Annotated in this window: 18 protein-coding genes and 4 tRNA genes; 14 read left to right on the forward strand and 8 right to left on the reverse strand. The window is 54.1% G+C overall.

Features of this window, described 5'->3' with window-relative positions; all coding sequences use genetic code 11:
* Positions 1–3 precede the first annotated feature (3 nt).
* The 9 genes from HP566_RS09875 (at position 4) to HP566_RS09915 (ending at position 4,660) form a co-directional block, all read left to right on the forward strand.
* Positions 4–78 (forward strand) — tRNA-Gly (locus tag HP566_RS09875).
* A gap of 82 nt (positions 79–160) precedes the next feature.
* Positions 161–236: transfer RNA gene (locus tag HP566_RS09880), tRNA-Glu, on the forward strand.
* 30 nt (positions 237–266) lie between these two features.
* Positions 267–341, forward strand: a tRNA-Gly gene (locus HP566_RS09885).
* A gap of 403 nt (positions 342–744) precedes the next feature.
* On the forward strand, positions 745–1,710 hold the full coding sequence (locus HP566_RS09890) for an ABC transporter ATP-binding protein (RefSeq protein WP_249977091.1): 966 nt from the start codon (positions 745–747) through the stop codon (positions 1,708–1,710).
* Positions 1,707–2,480, forward strand: a complete 774-nt coding sequence (locus HP566_RS09895; protein WP_249977092.1) for an ABC transporter permease — start codon at positions 1,707–1,709, stop codon at positions 2,478–2,480. The genes HP566_RS09890 and HP566_RS09895 overlap by 4 nt, the downstream gene beginning before the upstream one ends.
* 35 nt (positions 2,481–2,515) lie before the next feature.
* Positions 2,516–3,349 (forward strand): NADPH-dependent 7-cyano-7-deazaguanine reductase QueF, encoded by an 834-nt coding sequence (queF, locus tag HP566_RS09900; RefSeq protein ID WP_249977093.1) that lies wholly within the window; start codon positions 2,516–2,518, stop codon positions 3,347–3,349.
* Positions 3,350–3,397: 48 nt separating this feature from the next.
* Positions 3,398–3,958, forward strand: coding sequence for a nitroreductase family protein (locus HP566_RS09905; protein ID WP_249977094.1), 561 nt, complete (start codon positions 3,398–3,400; stop codon positions 3,956–3,958).
* 15 nt (positions 3,959–3,973) lie between these two features.
* Positions 3,974–4,480 carry a YiiD C-terminal domain-containing protein gene (locus HP566_RS09910; RefSeq protein ID WP_249977095.1) on the forward strand — a complete coding sequence of 169 codons (507 nt, stop codon included), beginning with the start codon at positions 3,974–3,976 and terminating at the stop codon, positions 4,478–4,480.
* 92 nt (positions 4,481–4,572) lie between these two features.
* Positions 4,573–4,660: transfer RNA gene (locus HP566_RS09915), tRNA-Ser, on the forward strand.
* Positions 4,661–5,615: 955 nt separating this feature from the next.
* On the opposite strand, the gene HP566_RS09920 is transcribed toward HP566_RS09915, so the two are convergent.
* The 4 genes from HP566_RS09920 to HP566_RS09935 form a co-directional block, all read right to left on the reverse strand.
* A complete protein-coding gene (locus HP566_RS09920) occupies positions 5,616–7,274 on the reverse strand; it encodes an alpha/beta hydrolase (RefSeq protein ID WP_249977096.1) in 1,659 nt (552 codons plus the stop codon).
* 71 nt (positions 7,275–7,345) lie between these two features.
* On the reverse strand, positions 7,346–8,143 hold the full coding sequence (locus HP566_RS09925; protein WP_249977097.1) for a MipA/OmpV family protein: 798 nt from the start codon (positions 8,141–8,143) through the stop codon (positions 7,346–7,348).
* Positions 8,144–8,589: 446 nt separating this feature from the next.
* Positions 8,590–10,041 carry an SLC13 family permease gene (locus tag HP566_RS09930; RefSeq protein ID WP_249977098.1) on the reverse strand — a complete coding sequence of 484 codons (1,452 nt, stop codon included), beginning with the start codon at positions 10,039–10,041 and terminating at the stop codon, positions 8,590–8,592.
* A gap of 200 nt (positions 10,042–10,241) precedes the next feature.
* Complete coding sequence (locus HP566_RS09935; RefSeq protein ID WP_249977100.1) at positions 10,242–11,501, reverse strand: M20/M25/M40 family metallo-hydrolase; 1,260 nt, start codon at positions 11,499–11,501, stop codon at positions 10,242–10,244.
* Between the two features lie 240 nt (positions 11,502–11,741).
* Here HP566_RS09935 and HP566_RS09940 point away from each other — a divergent pair, with 240 nt between their 5' ends.
* Positions 11,742–13,205, forward strand: a complete 1,464-nt coding sequence (locus tag HP566_RS09940) for a sodium-dependent transporter (RefSeq protein WP_249977101.1) — start codon at positions 11,742–11,744, stop codon at positions 13,203–13,205.
* On the opposite strand, the gene HP566_RS09945 is transcribed toward HP566_RS09940, so the two are convergent.
* Genes HP566_RS09945 through HP566_RS09955 form a run of 3 tightly spaced genes read right to left on the reverse strand, consistent with a single transcriptional unit; the run spans position 13,202 to position 16,091 of the window.
* Positions 13,202–14,311: an LBF_2804 family protein gene (locus HP566_RS09945; protein ID WP_249977102.1), complete on the reverse strand. Its 1,110-nt coding sequence runs from the start codon at positions 14,309–14,311 to the stop codon at positions 13,202–13,204. The genes HP566_RS09940 and HP566_RS09945 overlap by 4 nt on opposite strands.
* A 41-nt stretch (positions 14,312–14,352) precedes the next feature.
* Entirely contained in the window at positions 14,353–15,651 is a 1,299-nt protein-coding gene (locus tag HP566_RS09950; RefSeq protein WP_249977103.1) for a Y-family DNA polymerase, read from the reverse strand.
* Complete coding sequence (locus HP566_RS09955) at positions 15,648–16,091, reverse strand: LexA family protein (RefSeq protein WP_249977104.1); 444 nt, start codon at positions 16,089–16,091, stop codon at positions 15,648–15,650. Before HP566_RS09955 ends, HP566_RS09950 begins: the two co-directional genes overlap by 4 nt.
* Before the next feature lie 315 nt (positions 16,092–16,406).
* On the opposite strand from HP566_RS09955, the gene HP566_RS09960 reads away from it, so the two are divergent.
* On the forward strand, positions 16,407–17,315 hold the full coding sequence (locus HP566_RS09960) for an alpha/beta fold hydrolase (RefSeq protein ID WP_249977105.1): 909 nt from the start codon (positions 16,407–16,409) through the stop codon (positions 17,313–17,315).
* Positions 17,316–17,329: 14 nt separating this feature from the next.
* Positions 17,330–18,370: a patatin-like phospholipase family protein gene (locus tag HP566_RS09965; protein ID WP_249977106.1), complete on the forward strand. Its 1,041-nt coding sequence runs from the start codon at positions 17,330–17,332 to the stop codon at positions 18,368–18,370.
* 5 nt (positions 18,371–18,375) lie between these two features.
* Here HP566_RS09965 and HP566_RS09970 read toward each other — a convergent pair whose 3' ends face one another.
* The gene (locus tag HP566_RS09970; protein ID WP_249977107.1) at positions 18,376–18,951 is read right to left on the reverse strand and encodes a Smr/MutS family protein; all 576 of its coding nucleotides are present in this window, start codon (positions 18,949–18,951) and stop codon (positions 18,376–18,378) included.
* A 187-nt stretch (positions 18,952–19,138) separates the two neighbouring features.
* On the opposite strand from HP566_RS09970, the gene prmB reads away from it, so the two are divergent.
* Positions 19,139–20,098 (forward strand): 50S ribosomal protein L3 N(5)-glutamine methyltransferase, encoded by a 960-nt coding sequence (gene prmB, locus HP566_RS09975; protein ID WP_249977109.1) that lies wholly within the window; start codon positions 19,139–19,141, stop codon positions 20,096–20,098.
* Positions 20,099–20,111: 13 nt separating this feature from the next.
* Positions 20,112–21,203, forward strand: a complete 1,092-nt coding sequence (aroC, locus tag HP566_RS09980) for a chorismate synthase (protein ID WP_249977110.1) — start codon at positions 20,112–20,114, stop codon at positions 21,201–21,203.
* Positions 21,204–21,238: the final 35 nt, after the last annotated feature.

Raw genomic sequence — 21,238 nt, forward strand, 5'->3', positions numbered from 1 at the left:
TAAGCGGGAATAGCTCAGTGGTAGAGCATCGCCTTGCCAAGGCGAGGGTCGGGAGTTCGAATCTCCTTTCCCGCTCCAGTTGGTATGCGTGATAGAGCAGATGAGGGTCGTGAGCTGGAGCGCCAGCCCGGTCGAATCTCCTTTCCCGCTCCAAAAAAACGTCCCATTCGTCTAGTGGTCCAGGACACCGCCCTTTCACGGCGGGAACAGGGGTTCGAACCCCCTATGGGACGCCATCTCGCTCTTATTCGCACTACTTTTATGTTGCGGGAATAGCTCAGTGGTAGAGCATCGCCTTGCCAAGGCGAGGGTCGGGAGTTCGAATCTCCTTTCCCGCTCCAGTTGGTATGCGTGATAGAGTGGACGAGGGTCGTGAGCTGGAGCGCCAGCCCGGTCGAATCTCCTTTCCCGCTCCAGTTGGTATGCGTGATAGAGCAGATGAGGGTCGTGAGCTGGAGTGGCAGCGCGGTCGAGTCTTCCTCCCCGGTAACTCTCTTCTCTTTTGATCTTTTTTCCGCCGTTATGGCTAAATGAGTGTACTGCTCATTGTTGAATGAGCCCACGCTCTCGCCATGTGCTATTTGCCTCCTTAATAATCAGAAGATCTTGCTGCCGTTAAGTGCCAGAGCAGGGAAATAGCTAGCAGTGATGCCACCATGCTGGCTTGAAAAAATATATGCGTGCCCCGATATCCTCTTTTCCAGTTCTTTTCTTATGCCCCCCATTTGCTGACAGGACATGTTTATGGCCGAACCGGCATTGTCTATCCGTGGCCTCACCAAAGTGTATGGCAACGGCTTTCAGGCGTTAAAAGGTATCGATTTAGACGTCCAGCAGGGCGATTTTTTTGCATTGCTGGGTCCCAATGGGGCGGGGAAGTCGACCACGTTGGGTGTCGTGTGCTCCCTGGTGCAAAAGTCAGCAGGCAAGGTGTCAATTTTCGGGATTGATATCGATAAGGACTTTGCCAAGGCGAAGTACCAGCTTGGCGTGGTGCCTCAAGAGTTCAACTTTAACCAATTCGAAAAAGTGATCGATATCGTGCTGGCCCAGGCGGGTTATTACGGGATGACGCGTAATGAGGCGTTACCCCGTGCGAAGCAACTGCTAACCGACCTGGGGCTTTGGGATAAGCGCCATGGCAACGCGCGGATGCTTTCAGGGGGGATGAAGCGGCGCCTGATGATTGCCCGCGCGTTAATGCATCGTCCAAAACTGCTGATTCTTGATGAGCCGACGGCAGGTGTGGATATCGAGCTGCGCCGGAGTATGTGGGAATACATGCGCCGCATTAACCGTGATGAAGGTACTACCATTATCCTCACGACCCATTATCTGGAAGAGGCTGAGAGCCTGTGCCGCAATATCGCGATTATCAATCATGGCGATATTGTGCGTAATACCAGTATGCGTGAGCTACTGGCAGAGCTGGATACTGAAACCTTTCTTTTAGACCTTGCTAAGCCTGTGAGTACCGCGCCTGAAGTGGAGGGGTTTGAGATCCAGCAGCTTGAACCTTCCCAGTTGGCACTGGTGATTCACCGTGGTCAGCAGCTTAATGGCGTATTCAGTGCGCTGAGCGAGCAGGGTATCAATGTGGTCTCCATGCGCAACCGCGCTAATCGCTTAGAGGAGATGTTCGTATCCATGGTGGAGGGTAGCCAGCGGGCCATTGACCAGCGCGCATTTGAGCAGGAGGCACAGGTATGAATGCCACTCAAACGTTCATTGCCTTATGGACGCTGGTGCTGAAAGAGATCAAGCGCTTTACACGGATTTGGCCTCAAACGCTCTTACCGCCCTCCATTACCATGGCGATGTACTTCATTATCTTCGGTAATCTGATTGGCCCACGTATTGGCGATATGGATGGCTTCAGTTACATGGACTTTATTGTCCCTGGGTTGATTATGATGTCGGTGATCACCAACAGCTACTCTAATGTTGCCTCAAGCTTCTTTTCCAATAAGTTCCAGCGTTCCATTGAAGAGATGATGGTATCACCCATGCCCAATTGGGTGATTTTGGCGGGCTTTATTTTTGGCGGTATGGCGCGTGGTTTGGGGGTCGGGCTAATTGTTACGCTGGTCTCTCTGTTCTTTACCCGTTTAACCGTAGAGCACCCGTTACTAACCATACTGGTGGTGGTATTAACCTCAGCACTGTTTTCTATCGGAGGTTTTATCAATGCACTGCTGGCCAATAAGTTTGACGATATTTCTATCGTGCCAACGTTTATTCTGACACCGCTCACCTATCTTGGTGGTGTCTTCTACTCTATCTCGATGCTACCCGACTTCTGGCAGGGCGTATCGATGCTCAACCCGATTCTGTATATGGTGAATGTGTTCCGCTACGGTTTCCTGGGGGTGTCCGATATCCCGGTGGGTTGGGCACTGGCTGCTATTTTTGCCTTTATTATTGCGCTATTTTTGGTCGCGCTGACTATGCTGGAGCGTGGCAAAGGCATTCGCAGTTAAGCGTTCGATGGAACATTTTTAGAGAGTTACCTTGTATGGCACATCGCCCCGCAACCTTAGAGAACGCGCCCCTGGGACGCGATTCCTCCTATCCCGAGCAATACGATGCCGGGCTACTGTACCCCATCCCCCGGGCCGCAAATCGTGCTCCCCTGGGGATTACTGAAGATAGCCTGCCATTTGTGGGAGAAGATGAGTGGTATGCCTTCGAAGTTTCCTGGCTAAACGCACGAGGCAAGCCCATTGTGGCGGTGGCGCGTTTTCGTTTGCCTGCCCGCTCACCCAATTTGATTGAGTCCAAGTCCTGGAAGCTCTACTTAAACAGTTTTAACCAAACCCGTTTTGCAAGCCGTGATGAGGTACGGGCGACGCTGGCACATGACCTGGCTGGCGCTGCCGGTGCCACTGTTAGTGTAGAGCTGTTTGGGGTAGACGATGCAGTCCTCGCGCCGCAGCGCCTGCCTGGAACATGCCTGGATGATCTGGATATTGAAGTCAGCGACTATACGCCCAGTGCTGAGCATCTGACGGTAAGTGACGAGATGGTGGAAGAGACGCTGCACTCACATCTGCTCAAATCCAACTGCCCGGTCACGGGGCAGCCGGACTGGGGGAGTGTGATGATTCGTTATAAAGGCCCTAGGCTCGATCGGGAAGGGCTGCTGCGCTACCTGATTGGCTATCGCCAGCACCAGGACTTTCATGAACACTGTGTGGAGCACATCTTCACTGACCTGATGCAGCGCGCCAATCCCAGTGAACTACTCGTACTGGCACGCTATGTACGTCGTGGTGGTCTGGATATCAGCCCCTGGCGCGCCACGCCAGGGCTTACGCCACCCAGCCCGCTGCGTCTGGCAAGGCAGTAAACGACTGCGCTACAGTAGCGCCCAACGATGAAAACTACGGGAGTCACCATGGACGCACTTACGCTACTTTACGAACGCAGCTCTATGGGGAAGCTGACCGAGCCGGGCCCAAGCGCCGAGCAACTCAACACGATTTATCAGGCGGCGCTGCGCGCTCCGGATCATAAAGAACTGCGTCCTTGGCACTTTATTGAGTTCACCGGGGAGGGGCGCGAACGCCTGGGTGAACTGTTCGCAGAGGCCGAGTTTCAGGAAGACCCTCATGCCAATGACGAGACGTTGAATTCCGCTCGTAAGAAACCACTACGGGCACCGATGGTCATTGCCGTCATCGCCAAAGTAACGCCGGATATTCCCAAAGTGCCTAAAATGGAGCAGGTGATTTCCGCTGGTTGCGCTGCCCACGGTATCCTGTTGGCTGCTCATGCGCTTGGCCTCGGGGCAATGTGGCGCAGCGGCAAGTACGCCTTTGACCCCGTGGTGCGTAAAGGGCTGGGCCTTGATGAGGATGATGAGGTGGTGGCGTTTATTTACCTGGGCAGTCTGGCCGGACGTCATAAGCCATTACCGCAGCACAGCGTTACCGACTTTGTAGAGCATTGGAACTAGGGTAGGGAGCCTGCTGTGAGTCAGCTACGCGAGCCAGGAGTACCGCACCCACGTTTGCCGTTACCTACCGGTAAGGAAGATCTCCTCGCATTTCAGCGCTGGCTGGAAGAGGCTATTCCTATGGTGGGCGCGCTGGGGATTGAGCAAGTGGCGATGGAGGGGCATAGGCTTACGTGGCAGTTAGCGCTTACCCCCAATCTAAACGATAAGGGCACAGGCTTTGGTGGTGCGCTTACCGCGCAAACCACGCTTCAAGGGTGGTGTTGGGTAACATTATGGCTGCGAGAGCGGGGGCTGGCCCAGGATGTGGTGGTGGCCGAAGCCAGCCAGCGTTTTCTTGCGCCGGTCACCGGTGACTATCGTATCATCTGTACTCCCGGCGACTCCCATGGCTCTGAGCAACTGGCAGATAAGCTCAAAGAGCGGGGTAAAGGCCGTATAACACTTACCCAGCAGCTTTACTGCGGTGATACGCTCTGCCTGGAAGCCAGCGGTAACTATGCCGTATTGCCAAGTCCCTAAATCTGAAAAAGGCTTGCTATTTCACGGCTTAGACCATAAGATATGCGCCGTTCTGTTGGGAAAGGCAGCGCCTTCCCGCTGAATGAAAATGTGGAGAGGTGTCCGAGTGGTCGAAGGAGCACGCCTGGAAAGTGTGTAAGTCGAAAGGCTTCGAGGGTTCGAATCCCTCCCTCTCCGCCACAGAATATAGAAGGGGAATCAAGTGTTTAGCTTGGTTCCCCTTTTTCGTTTTGGGTGTTTGAGCCGCCTTGGAAGTATTTCTGGGAGTGCCATATATCCTACTAGGCAGTGCCAAAGCTAGCACGCTTACAGTACGTTTGCCGGGCAGCACGAACGAGTTAAGTGCTCTTTTCTAACGCGATTTTGAGAAGGGCGCCGGTACGGCCGCGCGCTGTATGGCTCTTGGCATGAAACCTGTTAATGAGCACAGCAGATGAGAGCGTTTTTAAAAGGGCAGGCCGCCGCTAAAGCCGACAACGGCAACGGCGATAACGACAATAATAACAACGATAGTGGTGGTAGAAGGCATCTTCTCTTCCTATGAGTAATGAGTGTTGTCACAGCCTAGTAGAATGAGCATCAAGTCACAAAGCGCATCATGAAAGAGCTCTGCGGCACAGTTGCGTTCACTGATGGTCAGCCAACGCCCTAGCGGAAAGCAAAGCTGCTGGCATTTCCTGTACAGTGCGGCGGGCCATTTTGGTAAAACTCCCGTAGATGGATACGCACAGGACTCTCGCTTGCTCATCTTAGGCCGTTATTGCAATTGGAAAAGGTTACCCAAGCTTCACATACGAAAAAACACCCTAATCTAAGGGTGCTTTTCCGTCGCTTCGCTTCTTTCCCTGAATTATGCAAGCTCTTCCTGAGCTGATCCAATCCTTGAATAACACCGCTCATCCTGAGCGATCATTCCCTTGCGTAGCGGCTTCCTTACCGCGAACACTATAGACTATAGAAGAGAGTTAAGTAATGTACAAGATAAAGTTGTATTTTTATTGTACTTGCATAGTACATGAATGATTCTTATACGAAAGATGTGTGGCCCAAGGCTGCCCGAAAGCAGTACTCCTGGGCAGCTTCATCTAGGGAGCATGGCTGGGAGAGCGCGGTTGTGCAGATTACTTTTGGGCACTTAACGTGCTTGGGTAAAGTGAGCACGCAAGCGGGCAAGTTCCTGCTCGTCCCAGCCCGGTGGTTCTGAAAGTGCTGCCCAGGCGTCGATATAATGCTCAGCTGCTATTTCGTGGCCAAACCCCGGTGGTGTACTGCCAGTGGCTAAGTCTGCCAGTAGCTGCAGCATGGTAACCACGGGATACCAGCGTAATTGTGGTGAAACATCCGGGCCGCGAGGAGAACGCATCCATTCCGGTTCGCGCCAGAATGCTGCTGGTTCAAAAAAAGTGATTGGGTCACTGGCATATTGCAGGTAAGCGATTCGAAAGTCGCCCCATTCTCCTGGCGCCGCTTGAAGCCCTTGGAATTGATTCATAAAACGTACCACCGAGCCTTCTCTGAACGTGGGAAGCCAAGCAGGCGACCCAGGGTCCCGATCAGCCGTGACGGTTCGCCATGTGTCGCTACGAAAGGGAGGGCCACTCCACAATGCACCATGGAAAGGGTCATCAATAATGTCGTACAGATCAAATGAGAGGTCTGAATTGAGCGCTCCCAGGCTCAGGCCAAACAGGTAGAGTCTTGGGCGTTCATTGCTGGGCAGGGAAGACCAGTAATCGTATACCGTGGTAAATAGCGCCCGTGCGTTTTCAACTCCATACTCTGCTTCGGAAATAAGTGATAAATGGCTGGGCAGGTAAGAGTACTGGGCCGTCACCGTGGCAATGTCGCCCCGATGCAGATACTCGACTGTGTCTTGGGAGCCGGGGTCTACCCATCCGCGCCCGGTGGGGGTGGCGAGTATCAATACTGAGCGTTCAAAACCACCTACCCGAACTAGTTCTGCAAGTGCCAGCTCTGCCCGTTCAGCAGGTGATTCGGCAGCATTGAGTCCAACATACACGCGTATTGGGTCAGGCACTTGTTCGCCGAGAAACGCGCTGATTTGGTTGCCGCTGGGACCTTGGGTAACAAAGCGCCGTCCACGGCTACCCAGTGCTTCCCAACTAATTAACGACTCCGCGCTGCCTGGTTTCATTGGGTCTGTAGGCGGTATCAGGTCATCCTGCATTAACTCATCAACCTGCTGGTACGAGCGGTCGGCGATCTGGAGGGCATAGGTAAAAATGACGCCTTCAATCACCAGCCAAAACAGTGCAACGGCAGTGATTGTGCCCAATACATAAGCCGTTCGGCGCGGAAGAATATGCGACAACTTGCGAGACAGCAGACGAAAAGTGCGCCTGAATAGCCAGACCATGAGCAGTAAAAAGGCAAAGACACCGACCGCAATCAATGCCACCGAGAAGGGGCGTGAGCCGCTGGCGGGTTCCATGGCCATCAAGTCGCGAATACTGTTCTGCCATTCAGTGGCGCGCCAAAGAAAAATCGTGCAGATACCCAAGCAGGCCAGGGCGGCCAGCCATTTCATGTATCGTTCTATCCAGGGGGCAGGTTCGGGTAAATGCAGGTAGCGCCACAGCGAGTGGCCTATTACCCCCAGGGCGTAGCCAGCAGAGAAGCTCAGTCCGGAAACAACACCTTGAGCTACTAGTGGGCGGGGAACAAGGCTGGGGGTTAGCGAAAAGGCGAAGAAAAGGGTTGCCAATACCAGCCCTACGCCTGAGAAATGGCTCAGGCGTGAGACTATCCATTGTCGCTGAACGCTGTTTTCCATTAACTACCCACTAGCCGACTATAAGATGTGTTAAGAATCCGGCCTACCAGGGCCGTCTCAATAGTAGAGCATTAAAAGCGGTAGCTTAACGATACGCCGCCAAGGGCTTGCCATTCGCTGCCTAGCTCATCAACAATCGGGCTATCCGATGCATTATCGGTAAGGTAGCTGGCACCTACGAAGCCAGTCGCCGACCACTCAGGGGTTAGGGCGTAGGTAAGGCTGGCGTTAGCGCCTATCCGCCAGTAGCCACCATCAGGGACGTAGGTGGCAATACCGCTTTGGGCGCTATCTTGCTCAGAAACGCCAAACAGTGATTCCGTCCATCTTTCATTGGAATAGTGGATGCTGGGTGATAAGACGAAAAAGGTGCGTTCACTGAGAGGTTGTCGCAGTGTGGCGACTGCTTCAAACTCTGCGCCTTCAACATCCCCGGTAACGGGGGTTCGGCCTGCTACACTGTAGTGCCATAACCCTTGTTGGAGACCAACTCGCAGACCAAGTGTCGCCCCACCACTGACTTTTTCAAAGCGGCTTATATCGCCGGTATTGTCTCGTCCAAAGGTGTAGCCAATGATAGGCGAAATGGTCCAGTTACCATGACGAATGGCGTGCCACTCAATGCCATTGCGTGGACTAATGGAGAGGGTATCTCCATAGGAGAGGTTAAGTACTGGCCAGAATGATGTGTCGTAGTCATTGCTACCCAGGTAGTCGGGGGCGTAAACCGCGCCGACACCGATACTGCCCTGCCAGCTTTCTCCCCACACCGAGGTGGAGAGTGCTATCCCCATGGTGGCAGCCAGCAAAGCCTTGATTGGCGGGAACGTTACATACGTCACGGGAGTGGCACGACATGGGGTTGGCATCAGGTATTCCTTGTCATTAGTTAAACGTACGTGATTGTATGTTTTTGTTGGTTAAATGCGCAACTCAAACAAAATGCCAATGTTTTGAAATATGCTGGCTGGAAATGCGGCGAAGTTTTTTAATGTTTCATATCCCAGGTTAGATAACTCAACCGCTTAAAGGCGCACTGTGCTTATAACGCAGGGATGGCGTTACATGAAAGTGTCAGCAGGAACGCTTGCGGCGCACCTCTGCTGTGTTTTTATTATCCTACGTTAATGTTTTTGACACATTAGGGGTTCAAGGTGGTAAGAACACAATGAAGGTGTAAAGAGCAGGCTTAGGCAGGGAGTGCCTGAAACCAGGGAAGTGCGACATGGATGTTTGCGAGGATAGATCAGGGAGGAGTTGCTACTACCCCGACCAGCGATGGTCGGGGTTTTTTACGTATGCCAGCCTTTGCTTTCTAGGGCATCGGTAAGAATAACGGCATTACGAAGTAGACAAACAGGGTAATCACAATCGCGCTGACCACATTCATTGCAAAGCCTGCTTTTGCCATTTGCTTGATGGTAATGCGTCCGCTGGAGAATACTGCTGCATTGGGTGGTGTCGAGATTGGCAGCATAAAGGCACAGGTTGTTGCCAGTGCCACGGCCACCATCAGACCCAGGGGGTTACCCGTGGTAATGGCGGCAGCCAGTCCAGCGGTAATGGGGAGCGCCATATTGGCAGTTGCGGTGTTGGAGATGATCTCGGTGAGAAACAGCATTAACACAACCATAAAGAGCAGCATCCAGAAGTAGCTGACACCATCCAGCAGTTGCAGCTGTTGGCTGATCCAGCCGGTTAGATCGCTGGCGCTGAAGGCCGCAGCCAATGACATACCACCACCCCATAGAATAAAGAGTCCCCAGGGAAGGTCTTTCATATCGTCCCAGATTAAAAGGCTGCGTTTTTCGCTGTGAGCGGGGATGATAAATAGCGAGACGGCAGCAATAACCGCGATCAGGGTGTCGTTAATAGGCAGGTCGAAGAAAGGAGCCAGCCAGCCACGCAGCGCCCAGGCCAGAGCCGTTAAAATAAATACCGTCAGTACGCGCTTTTCATCCCTGGTAATCGGCCCCAGTTTCTCCAGCTCCTGAGCAACAAAATTTACTTCAAGGCGGGTGTTGGGCACTTTGGCATAAATACGGGTGAGGTAGATATAGAGCACTACCAATAGTATCAGGGACAGTGGCAGGGCAAAGATCATCCACTGCAGGAAGCTGATTTCTACATCAAAGAATTGAGGAATCATTGCCACCACAATAGCATTGGGCACTGACCCGATAATGGTCGCCAACCCGCCAATGGAGGCTGAATATGCAACCGTCAATAGCAGTGTGCGGGCAAAGGCATCTCGCTCATTGGGGGCAAATTGATCGCGTTCATCTAGCTCACCCAATAGTGCCACCGCAATAGGCAGCATCATCAGAGCCGTGGCTGCATTGGATATCCACATGGAAAGGAATGCCGAGGCGATCATCACACCGAGCACAATGCTGCGTAGGCTGTTACCAATACGATTAACAATGGAGAGTGCAATGCGGCGATGCAAATTCCAGCGCTCAATGGCAATGGCCAGAATAAAACCACCCATATACATATAGATAACGGGGTTGGCGTAACCGACGACCGCATCGTTCATCGGCATGACGCCGGTCAGCGGCAGCAAAATCATGGGCAAGAAAGAGGTGACCGGAATAGGCACCGGCTCGGTTACCCACCACACCGCCATCCATGCCGTGAGGCCTAATACAATGCGTGGCATTGGGTCGATCAGTGTGCTTGGCATCGCAAGCTGTATCAAGATAAACAGCAACGGCCCCGCAAGGAGTGGCGTCCAGCGTCGCCAATCCTGAGTTATTGCACTCATAGATAGCTCTCCAGATTTAAAGTTAACTGAATTAGAATGGATAAATTTAGGGAAGCATCCTACCACTTAGGTTTATTAAACGTTGGTTGTAATGCTAAGACTTTGGTCTGATGAGGTGGTGCGGGCGGGTCGGGGAGCTTGCAGTTACTACAGCAAAAACCCCGGCTGCAAAGGCCGGGGCTGGTCTGGAGAGTTTGAGGTTAAGCGGGTTTCTCTTCGCTCTCCTCAGGCTTTGCACTGCCTTGATGGCTAAGCGGGCTGGCTTGATCCAGTCTTGGGTGATTATCGAGGAATTCCCGTTCAAGATTGGGTAGGGCATCCAACGCTTTTAAAGTATGCGTGAGTGCATGAATGGCGGCCAGTACATCCTGGGTATTGCCGGTTTCCGAAATGGTATGCATGTTTCGGATGGGGAAGCCAATAGAGGTGGCAGCACTATCGATTGATGCCAATACACCCGCCATACCGTCGGTACCAGTATCAACACCGACCATATCCCGTTGCATGGGAATATCGTGCTCTTTTGCGGTACTGGCAATAATGCGATTTAATTGCTCGCTGGCAATAGAACCTACCGACATTGTAAAGCCTTTACCCATCTCCAGCGGTTGCATGCGTTTGTCGCCAATGCCGGGAGCCGCTACATAATCGTGGTTGACATCGACACCAATTAGCACATCCGGCCTTAACTCACCTGCCAATACCCGGCTGCCAAAACGGCCGATCTCTTCGTAACTGGCAATGGCAAACAGCACGCGTACCTTTTCAGTACCGCCTGCTTCCGCAATCAGGCGAGCTACTTCCGCCGTCACGAAGCATCCCAGGCCATTATCCAGATAAGCGCCGTAGAACGTGTTTGGGCTAAAGCCAGGGCGGATAGGGCGGTCGAAAATAATCGAGTCGCCTGGGCGAACCCCCAGGTTGAGTACCTGCTGTTTCTTATTTTCGCCATGGATCTGCAGGTCCAGATAGATTTGCTCTTTCTTGATACCTTTGCTGCCATCGCGCTGCGCCGGGTCGGAGAAGTGAATAGCCCCTAGTGCTTCTACCGTGCCGCCTTCGATAATGCGATAGCTACCGGGAGCGTCGGGATTTTCGCTGAACAGTTTTACCTCATGGCCGATCAACACTGTGGGCAGAAAGGAGTCAGTGTTGATCCAGATTTTGCCATCTTCGCCAATCGAACGTACCTGCATACGGATTTTATCTGCGTGCCCGATGATCATGACGGTGAACATGTCATCTTTGCCTGGGTGTGTATCCAGCACTACACCCGCGTTGCCCTTAAACTGGTGCAGGTACCAATCACTGGGCGCGAAGCTGTCGAAGTAGGGCTTCAGTACACCGTAGGTCATCGCCCCTTCAAGCCCTACGGGGCTTGGTGCGGCAAGAATATCGCGCATCAGTTTGAACTGCGCATCGGGCATTGGTTGCGTCCAGGGTTGTGCGGTATCGCTCATACCAGCATTCTCCGTTGTAGGGTGATTACGTCATACCTAGTTTGCCAGATTCTTGGCTTTGGTGCGCTGATTGCCACTCTCTTGTTCGGGCGCTGATGATGCAGTCAACGCCTACAGGCCAAACCGCTTTGCGGTTAAGTACCATAGCCCTTTATGTGGCTGGGAGGTGACGAGATACTTGGGCTTTCACCAAAAAATCCTCTAGGATAGGCGCCTTTTTCTAACAGGATAACTGGGCACATGACCTCTTCTGGGCAACCTCGCATCCAGTGGCTGGGCCGCTGGGGGTTTATGTTGGCAGCCACAGGCTCTGCCGTGGGGCTGGGCAATATTTGGAAATTCCCCTATATCACCGGGGAGTATGGCGGGGGCGCCTTCGTGCTGGTTTATTTGGCGTGTATTTTTGCCGTTGGTGTGCCGGTGATGATGACCGAGATCTCCTTTGGCCGCCGTGGTCGCGGTAGCCCAATTGATGCGATACGGCGCGTGGTGAATGAGTCGGGCCGCTCCTCTGCTTGGTCGCTAATTGGCTGGATGGCCATGCTTTGTGGCTTTATGGTGCTGTCGTTTTATGTGGTCGTTGCAGGATGGTCGTTCTCTTACCTATGGAAAATGCTCTCCGGTGGTCTGGCTGCCGGTAGTGTTGATGATATCGCGGCGGTGTTCGGCGCCAACAATGCGAATCCTGTCAATCTCGGTTTTTGGAGTACCCTGGTTACGCTGTTAACCATGGTGATCGTTGGGAAAGGGGTGCAGGAAGGCATTGAGAAAAGTGTCAGTTGGATGATGCCAGGACTGGTACTGATGCTGGTGCTGCTGATTGTCTTCGGAGTGTTTTCCGGAGGGTTTGGTGAGGCGGTAAGCTTCCTGTTTTCATTTAACGTTGGCAGTCTTTCCAGCGAGGGGATGCTGGCGGCCCTTGGGCATGCGTTCTTTACCCTTTCTCTGGCTTCCGGTGCGATTCTTACCTATGGCAGTTACTTACCCAAAGAAGCATCTATTGGCCGTACTACGGTCAGTGTGGCGGTAGCGGATACGGTTGTGGCGCTCATGGCTGGCCTGGCTATCTTCCCGGTCATTTTTGCTAATGGCATGGACCCTGGGGAGGGCCCAGGATTGATCTTTATGAGCCTGCCGCTGGCTTTCCAGGCGATGCCGCTGGGCACACTGTTCGGCATTCTATTCTTTCTGATGCTCTCGATGGCGGCGCTGACATCCTCCATTTCCATGGTGGAGGCCACTGTGTCCTGGCTATGCGATAATAAAGGCATGTCGCGTCAGTCGGCCTCCTGGGGGACAGGCACTATATTGTGGTTGATCAGTACCCTGGCAATGCTGTCGTTTAACCTTGGCGCCGACTGGACTCTGGCAGGCAAAACCGTTTTTGACTGGCTTGATTACCTGACATCACGCTGGATGATGCCTCTGGGTGGCTTAGGCATGGTTGTCGTGGCTGGCTTTGTGCTGAAAAGTGAACTATTCCGAGAGGAACTGGGGCTGCCGCCGCTGGCCTATGCGCTATGGCTAATGATGGTGCGCTACGTTAGCCCGCTGGGCATCTTGATTATTTTCGTTGATGCACTGGGGGTTTATCCAGTTTCGTTTGCTGCTCACTGGCCTTGGCTGTTGGCGATGCTGGTGGCTATGGCGGTGGTGGGCGAAGCGTTAAGCCCACGGTTACGTCAGGCGCTAACATCGGATTAAAGTGTCTGTTCCGATAGCAAGCGCTGCTGCTGGGCGATGATATCAGCCTTTAGCAGTGGCGTTTGGCAGGTTGCAAACACTTCGCTCAAAAAGCGTTTCCGTGAGCCGCGGTAGTTGCCGCTAAGCAGTGTGGCCTGAGTGAGTGCGTTGAGCAGCGCCTGACGCGATGAACTCGTCAACTGTGCATAGTCGCGCAATGCGGTTGGCCAATCGACCTCCAGGGTGTGGGGCTTGGCCGATACACTATCCAAGAGACGGGCCAAAAGCAGTACCAGGTTTGGGTGAGGGTGTTGGTTACGCATTATCAGCTCACCCACGCCTTGGGCTACCAGAAGCCGTGTACGTTCGTCGCTGTTGTCCAGCGCAGCCATTAGCTGTTTAACCAGTGCTGGCCCACTCGCTTGTAAGTGAGCCTCTTCCGTTATGCGCCAGGCTATCCAACCATTCCATATGGCATATAGCGGCCCCGTGAATATGGGAAGAAGACCGCGCAAGGTGAGCCGACCGAGTAGGCGGCGTAGTACCAGGCGCAGAATAAAACTGCTTAAGCTGATTTTTAAGCGATAGAGCAGAGCCCTAAGCGTTAGTTTCCAGCCACGTAAATAGGCGTGGGGGTCAACACCATAAATAAGGCTGCCTGGGCTAGGGTATTCCAGGGCCACCCTGGATACGCCATGAACCGTCAGTTGAATCTCAGGTTCTAATGGCACTGTCTGGCGGTATCCGAGTCCTGCCAAGCGGCTGACACTCGCCACGCCTCGCAGCGCGTTCCAGTATAAAAAACCAATTTCCAGTACCGTAATAACCCCTGCGAAGGCCATATAGCCAGCCCAGTAAGGGAGCTGTTCCCTAAGGTTCATGGCTTCCCAGTTATCCGTTGCAAACTGGCGCATCCACCATTCAGCGCCACCAATCAGCGAGCCTGACATAATGCCAGCCAGGGCTGCCCAGACGATAATCCAGCGCTTTGCATGCTTTAGAGCCAGAGGGTTAGGCGATTCAAGTGCAGAGTGGCGGCGAAAATAGCGCTGTATGTAGCAACCAGCCCAGCGCTGTGCCAGGTCAGGGGTGGGAGCGTACTCTTTATCAGGGCGGGTAAGCGACATAAGGACAGGATTTTCCGTGCATTTTACGTCCAGATTAGCGGTTACGGGCGAGAAGTAAACGCCTGGATGGCTCCTGGGTAGGTGCCAGCCTCCATCAATTCATCCCATCGGGTGGTATAGCGCGGTGAGCGATGGGCGCAGCGTAACTGCCATGGTGCGTCGGCATCGGTCATGCCGAACCTGATCATGCCCTGCCCCATGCGCTGGTTGATCGTATCCACGGTTTTCATCAAGGCAGAGTGGTGCGGGGAGGGCTGTTGCAGCAGTGACAGCTGATGGTGTTCGGCATCTATCAGGTCAAGCAACATGACGCCTGCCTTCATAAACTGGTGATGGGGGCGGTATATCTGTGTTAGCCCCTGGCGTACTGCGTCAAGAATGACCCGCGTATCATCGCTGGGAGAGGTGAGAGGGATCATTGCGCGGGGAAAGTATTGTGGCAGATCTTTACGGTGCCGGTTAGTGTTTAAAAACAGTAGTACGGCGTGGGCAAGGCTACGCTGTTGGCGCAGTTTTTCAGCGCTACGCTGGGCATGTTGGCAGAGCGCGCTATATAGCTCTTCCTTTACGCCTGTGGGTTGACCAAACGAGCGTGACGTCATAATCCGTTGGCGTGGCTCTTCCAGCGCGTTCATATGTAAGCAAGGAGTACCGCGCAGTTCCAGCGCGGTACGTGCCAGGACCACAGAAAAGTGTTTGCGCAGCTGTTTTGTATTGGATTCCCGTAAATCCCAGGCAGTATGGATGTCGCTAATAGAGAGCCGTTCGGCAAGTTTCCGGCCAATCCCCCAGACGTTGTTGACGGGCGTTCTTTTGAGCAATGCGCGGGTAGTGTTGCCATTTGCGTTCAGCAGGCAAACGCCCTGGTAGTGAGGTTGCTCTTTGGCAAAGTGATTGGCGAGTTTTGCCAGCGTATGGGTAGGCGCCAGCCCTATACATACCGGTAGTCCCAGGTGGCGGCGAATGCGCCGCCGCAGTGCTTTACCAATCGCCTGGCACTGCTGGTCGCTTAACCCATCCAGATAGACAAACATCTCATCAATAGAGTAGGGAGCAACGCCTGGGCAGGCATCTCGCAGCAACTGGGCAAGCCGCGCCGACATGTCGCCATACAGCTCATAATTGGATGACAGCAGGTGGATATCGCCACGGCGGCGCAAACCTTCCAGTTTGAAGGCGGGGGCGCCCATGGGGATATCCAGCGCTTTCAATTCCGCAGAGCGGGCGATAATACAGCCATCGTTGTTCGACATAACGCCCACTGGCTTGCCTTCCAGCGAAGGATTAAAGACCCGCTCGCAGCTGACATAAAAATTATTGGCATCAACGAGTCCGATCATGGCAGATACTCGTGGACCACGGCCCTTACCACACCCCATAGCTGGCAGTCACTCCCTTCCAGGGGCAGCGGTGGATAGTGGGGGTGGGCGGAGCAGAGGTGTGGTGTGTCGTGATACAGGGCATAGCGCTTAATCAGCACTTCACCGTTCAACATGGCCACCAGTATGTGGCCCAGGCGGGGTTGCACACTGCGGTCCACAATCAGCAGATCGCCGTCGAAGATGCCCCATCCCTCCATACTGTCGCCTCTTGCCGTGAGATAAAACGTCTGGGTTGGATTTTTGATAAGTCGCACATTGAGATCCAGTGTGCGTTGTTCGTAATCCTGGGCGGGAGAAGGGAAGCCGCTAAAGCCAGCGCGCCCCTGTAGTGCAGGGAAAGGTAACGGCTGATACGTTAACGGCAAGGCTGTCGCAACATAGGGGGGTTGAGACGGCATCGTCGGTATCCTCAAGAATAAATAGTGTGTTTATATCCAGTATTTGTTCTTGAGTAAAAAATTGCAAGCACTAGGCTGGTGCGGGTGTCAGCGGACAAGCCAAAGGCCGACTATCAGGGCACTGATAACAGCAATTAAAAAAACAGCATTGCGGGCACGGGTATCACGGCGTGGTTTCATTAGAGCACCAATCGTCAATGTGGCAGTAAAAGCGGCGGAAGCCTTGCGCTGGGCATGGTAACGTTTACGCCGTATAGCGTCATCCTATAGCTTGCTTATTCACAACGAGTACCCAGGACGACAGAGCAACTGTTTATGAACGAACCTACTAATGTGAAGGCAATTGGCATCGCCGCACAGCCGCTTTCTCTTGCCCAGGGGCGTTTGGCGGCGCTGAGCTGGGGGCGTGCGAATGCGCCTACCTGGCTTGCGCTACATGGCTGGCTGGATAACGCGGCGAGCTTTACACGCCTTGCTCCGCGCCTGGCAACGGCGCTGGATATCCGCATTGTAGCCCTCGACTTTCGTGGCCACGGGCACTCCGCTCATATTCCCGCAGGTAGTGACTACGCGCTATGGGATTATGGTCACGATGTGCTGGATGCGATGGAGGCTCTGGGCATTGATCAGGCTGTTTTACTCGCCCATTCCATGGGTGCGGCGGTGGCTTGCCTGATCGCGGCAGCCTTACCAGAGCGAGTCATTCAATTACTTCTGCTGGACGGACTGGGCGCGCTGAACACCCCGGCAGACGAGTCCGCCAGCCAACTGCGTAAAGGCTTGATCGCCTACCGGCGCCCACTTTCCAGCCCGCCCCGTTATCCTGATATGGAAAGTGCGGTGGCCGCCCGGGTGGCAGGGGGAGTAACACCACTGGACAGTATGACGGCAACACCGCTGGTGGAGCGTAATACCCAAGCCACTGCCGATGGGCGTGTACAAATGCGTACTGACAGCCGCCTGCTAAAACCTTCGCTGGTACGCTTTACACCCCAACAGGTATTGGCGTTACTGGCAGAGGTTAAGGCACCGGTGCTATTGATAGAAGGAGAGCGAGGTATTCTTGGAGAAAGGGATTGGGCGTCCAGAGCACGTCAAGCCGTGCCTCACCTACAACGCCATGTACTGGAGGGTGGGCACCATTTGCACCTGGAGCCACAGGCTGTTGAGCGCGTAACCGATGTGATTGTTGAGCATTGGCACCAAGTGCCCGCTGGACCGTAAGCAGGAAGATAAATATGCAGAAACTAACTCGCGTAGAGGGAAGCCATGTGAGTGGTATTAGCCCGTGCGATGGTAATAAGGTGGCGCTGGTTCTGGGCAGTGGAGGAGCCAGGGGCTATGCCCATATTGGCGTGATTGAAGCGCTGGAAGCGCGTGGCTTTGAAATTATCTCTATCGCCGGATGCTCCATGGGAGCGTTGATTGCTGGTATTTATGCATCGGGAAAGCTGCCAGAGTATCGCGACTGGGTGTGTAATCTGGATTACCTGGACGTGCTGAAACTGGTGGATGTGACCTGGAGCCCCATGGGCGCCATGCGGGCGAATAAAGTGATGAGCAAGCTGGAAGCGCTGGTGGGCGATAGGCTGATTGAAGACCTGCCTATTCCCGTGACCACCGTTGCCACCGATTTGGTGCGTCAGCGTGAAGTATGGTTTCAAAACGGCCCCCTCTTAAGAGCTATTCGTGCTTCCATTGCGGTGCCCGGTGTCATTACGCCAGTGCATATTGGTGAGCAGGTGTTGGTGGATGGTGGGCTGCTTAATCCGTTACCCATGATGCCTATTCTCGCTGCCCATGAAGCTGACTTCGTGGTGGCTGTGAACGTAACGGCCCACAGCCCCCATCCAGTGACACTGGAAGAGTTACTGCCCCGGGAGAATACCTGCGACAATCGCACGGATCAGGAGCGTGAGCGCGATGCCAACATCGGCGGCTGGATGAACGACGTTCGCGAGGCAACCAAACGGCTTTGGGATGGGTTAGGTGGCAATAGCGATGAAGGCAGCGAGGAGGAGGAAACCCCAGACGCGCGTGGTAAGCGCGAGTGGGGCAAACTGGACATCATTCTGGAATCATTTGATATTACCCAGGCGGCGCTGGCCAAGTATAAAATCGCTGGCTACCCGCCTGATGTGTTGATCGAAATTCCCAAAACCGTATGCAGTACCTATGAGTTTCACCGCGCCAAGGATCTTATTGGCCTGGGTAGGCACCTGGCTGACGAGGCGCTGGAGCGCAGGATGCCCAGCATTGCCTCGGATGCTGCCGAGTAACCTGGTTACTGCCCTCGTTTACGCAGCAGAATATAAACCGCCCCGGTGCCGCCATCGATATCGGTGGCAGAACAAAAGGCCAGCACCCCCGGCCACTCTCTTAACCACGCATTCGTGTGGCTTTTTAAGACGGGGAAATCCGAGGTGGTGCCCCATGCCTTGCCATGCACCACCAGAACGCAGCGCAACCCCTGAGCGGCGGCATCACGCAGGAAGCTCTCAAGCTCTGAGCGAGCTTCTTCCAGGGTATAACCATGCAGATCCAAACCTGCCTGCCATGCTGTCTGGCCGCGCTTTAATTGGCTGAAGGTGCGCCATGGCAGATCGGGAACACTGAATTCCAGATATTCAGAGGGCCGTACGGCCTCCACGCGCCCATCAGAGGTGCGGCCACTGGTCTGTAGCGCACTACTTTCCACCGCCGCCTGTCGTCGCGCTTGCTGGGCATCGTGATGGGGATGGCGCTTTGGCTTGCCGGGGTCTGCCTGGTTGGTAGCAATGCGGCGCACACCCGCCGCTTGCAGTGCTTGGCGAAAGGCACTGATATCGTCGTCATCGGGCAGGTGGCGGCGTCGCGTCATGGTAGGCTCAAATGGCAAAATAAAGGGTCACAGTTAACATGATGAAAAGCGCACAGTATAGCGAGCTGAGCGTTGCTGTGAACCGGGCAGCGTCAAAGGTACAATCATTACATATAATCATTGCTCGTTATCAGATAAGTGTAGCCGTAAAGTCGGCCATACCACTATTGTTTAGCCAGGAGTCGCTGTGACCACGCACCTAAATGCTGAAACCTCTCACTCAACGCTTTCCCTGCCAGATACGGTGCTGGTGAGCGATCTTTTGACGCTGCGTGACTACCTGCGTTGGGTGTCCAGCGAGTTCTATCTGGCGGGGCTGCACTTCGGCCATGGTACTGAATCGCCGTGGGATGAAGCAGTGGCGCTCTGTTTAGGAGCACTGCATTTACCCTGGAATATTGATCCAGGTGTACTGGATGCAAGGCTGCTGCCTATCGAGCGTCAGCGTATTATTGGTTTTGCACGGGAGCGTATTACCACCCGTCGTCCACTACCTTATCTGCTGGGCGAGGCGTTTTTTGCCGGCTATCCCTTTAGCGTCGATGAACGGGTATTGATTCCACGCTCACCGATTGGCGAGCTGATTGAAAATGGCTTTGCCGCCTGGTTCCCGGAAGAGCCACCTGCCAGCGTATTGGATTTGTGTACCGGCTCTGGTTGTATCGGCATTGCCACCGCACTGATTCTGCCCACCTGCGAAGTCACGCTGGCAGACATAAGTCAGGATGCCTTGGCCGTCGCACGGCAAAATATCACCCGCCACGATGTAGGTGATCGTGTGCGTGCGCTGGAGTCCGATGTATTCGACGGCCTGCCAGGTCAACGCTTTGATCTGATCGTTTCCAATCCACCCTATGTGGATGCCCGTGATCTGGCCACCATGCCCGTAGAGTTTCGCCACGAACCTGCGCTTGCATTAGGTGCAGGTAGCGATGGCCTGGATATTGTCCGGCGTATTCTGCGCGAGGCGCGGCAGCATTTAACTGATGAGGGCTGGCTGATTGTTGAAGTCGGTAACTCTGACCGCCATGTAGAGGCTGCTTTCCCTGAAGTGCCTTTTATATGGCTTGAATTCGAGCGTGGCGGCCAGGGTGTTTTTGCCTTGAGCGCCGCTGAACTCGACGCCCATGCGGCGTCTTTTGCGTAAGGAATTAACGCCCATGTCTGGCAATACGTTTGGCAAACTATTCACTGTCACCACCTTCGGAGAGAGCCATGGCCCTGCTTTAGGTGCCATTGTGGATGGCTGCCCGCCGGGTATTCCGCTGAGTGAAGACGACCTGCAAGGCGATCTGGATCGCCGTCGCCCCGGCAGCTCACGCCACACCACTCAGCGCAAAGAGCCCGACCAGGTAAGGATTTTATCGGGAGTGTTTGAAGGTAAGACCACGGGTACCTCCATTGGCCTGTTAATTGAGAATACGGACCAGCGCTCCAAGGATTACTCAAAAATCAAAGACCAGTTCCGGCCCGCTCACGCTGACTACACCTACCATCATAAATATGGTCATCGCGATTATCGTGGGGGCGGTCGCTCCAGTGCCCGTGAAACGGCAGTGCGTGTGGCGGCCGGGGCTATCGCCAAAAAAGTGCTCGCCACTCAGGGGATACGAATTCGTGGTTACATGAGTCAGCTTGGCCCAATCAAAATCGATTTCAAAAGCTGGGAGTCGGTAGAACAAAACGCCTTTTTCTGCCCCGACCCGGCTAAAGTTGCCGAGCTGGAAAGCTATATGGATCAATTGCGCAGGGATCAGGACTCGGTAGGCGCGGAAGTTACCGTGATTGCAGACGGTGTGCCGGTAGGGTTGGGAGAGCCGGTATTCGATCGTTTGGATGCTGATCTGGCGCACGGACTAATGAGTATCAATGCAGTAAAAGGTATTGAGATTGGTGCAGGGTTTGGCTGTATTGCACAGCGTGGCAGCGAACACCGCGATGAGATGACGCCGGAAGGCTTTCTTTCCAATCATGCGGGTGGCGTGCTGGGTGGTATCTCCAGCGGTCAGCCGATAGTGGCCCGGCTGGCGCTGAAGCCAACATCCAGCATCACCACTCCGGGGCGCTCGATTGATGTACACGGCCAACCGGTTGAGGTCATTACCAAAGGGCGTCACGACCCCTGTGTAGGCATCCGCGCTACACCAATAGCAGAAGCCATGATGGCAATCACACTACTGGATCACTGGCTGCGTCACCGTGGACAAAATGGCGATGTCAGCGTTGATACACCACGTTTGGTTCAGCGATAACGTCGCGGTGAGGTTGACGTAAGGCTGCTACACTC

Origin of the sequence: Vreelandella olivaria (assembly GCF_023507745.1) — a bacterium.
Lineage (GTDB): Bacteria > Pseudomonadota > Gammaproteobacteria > Pseudomonadales > Halomonadaceae > Vreelandella > Vreelandella olivaria_A.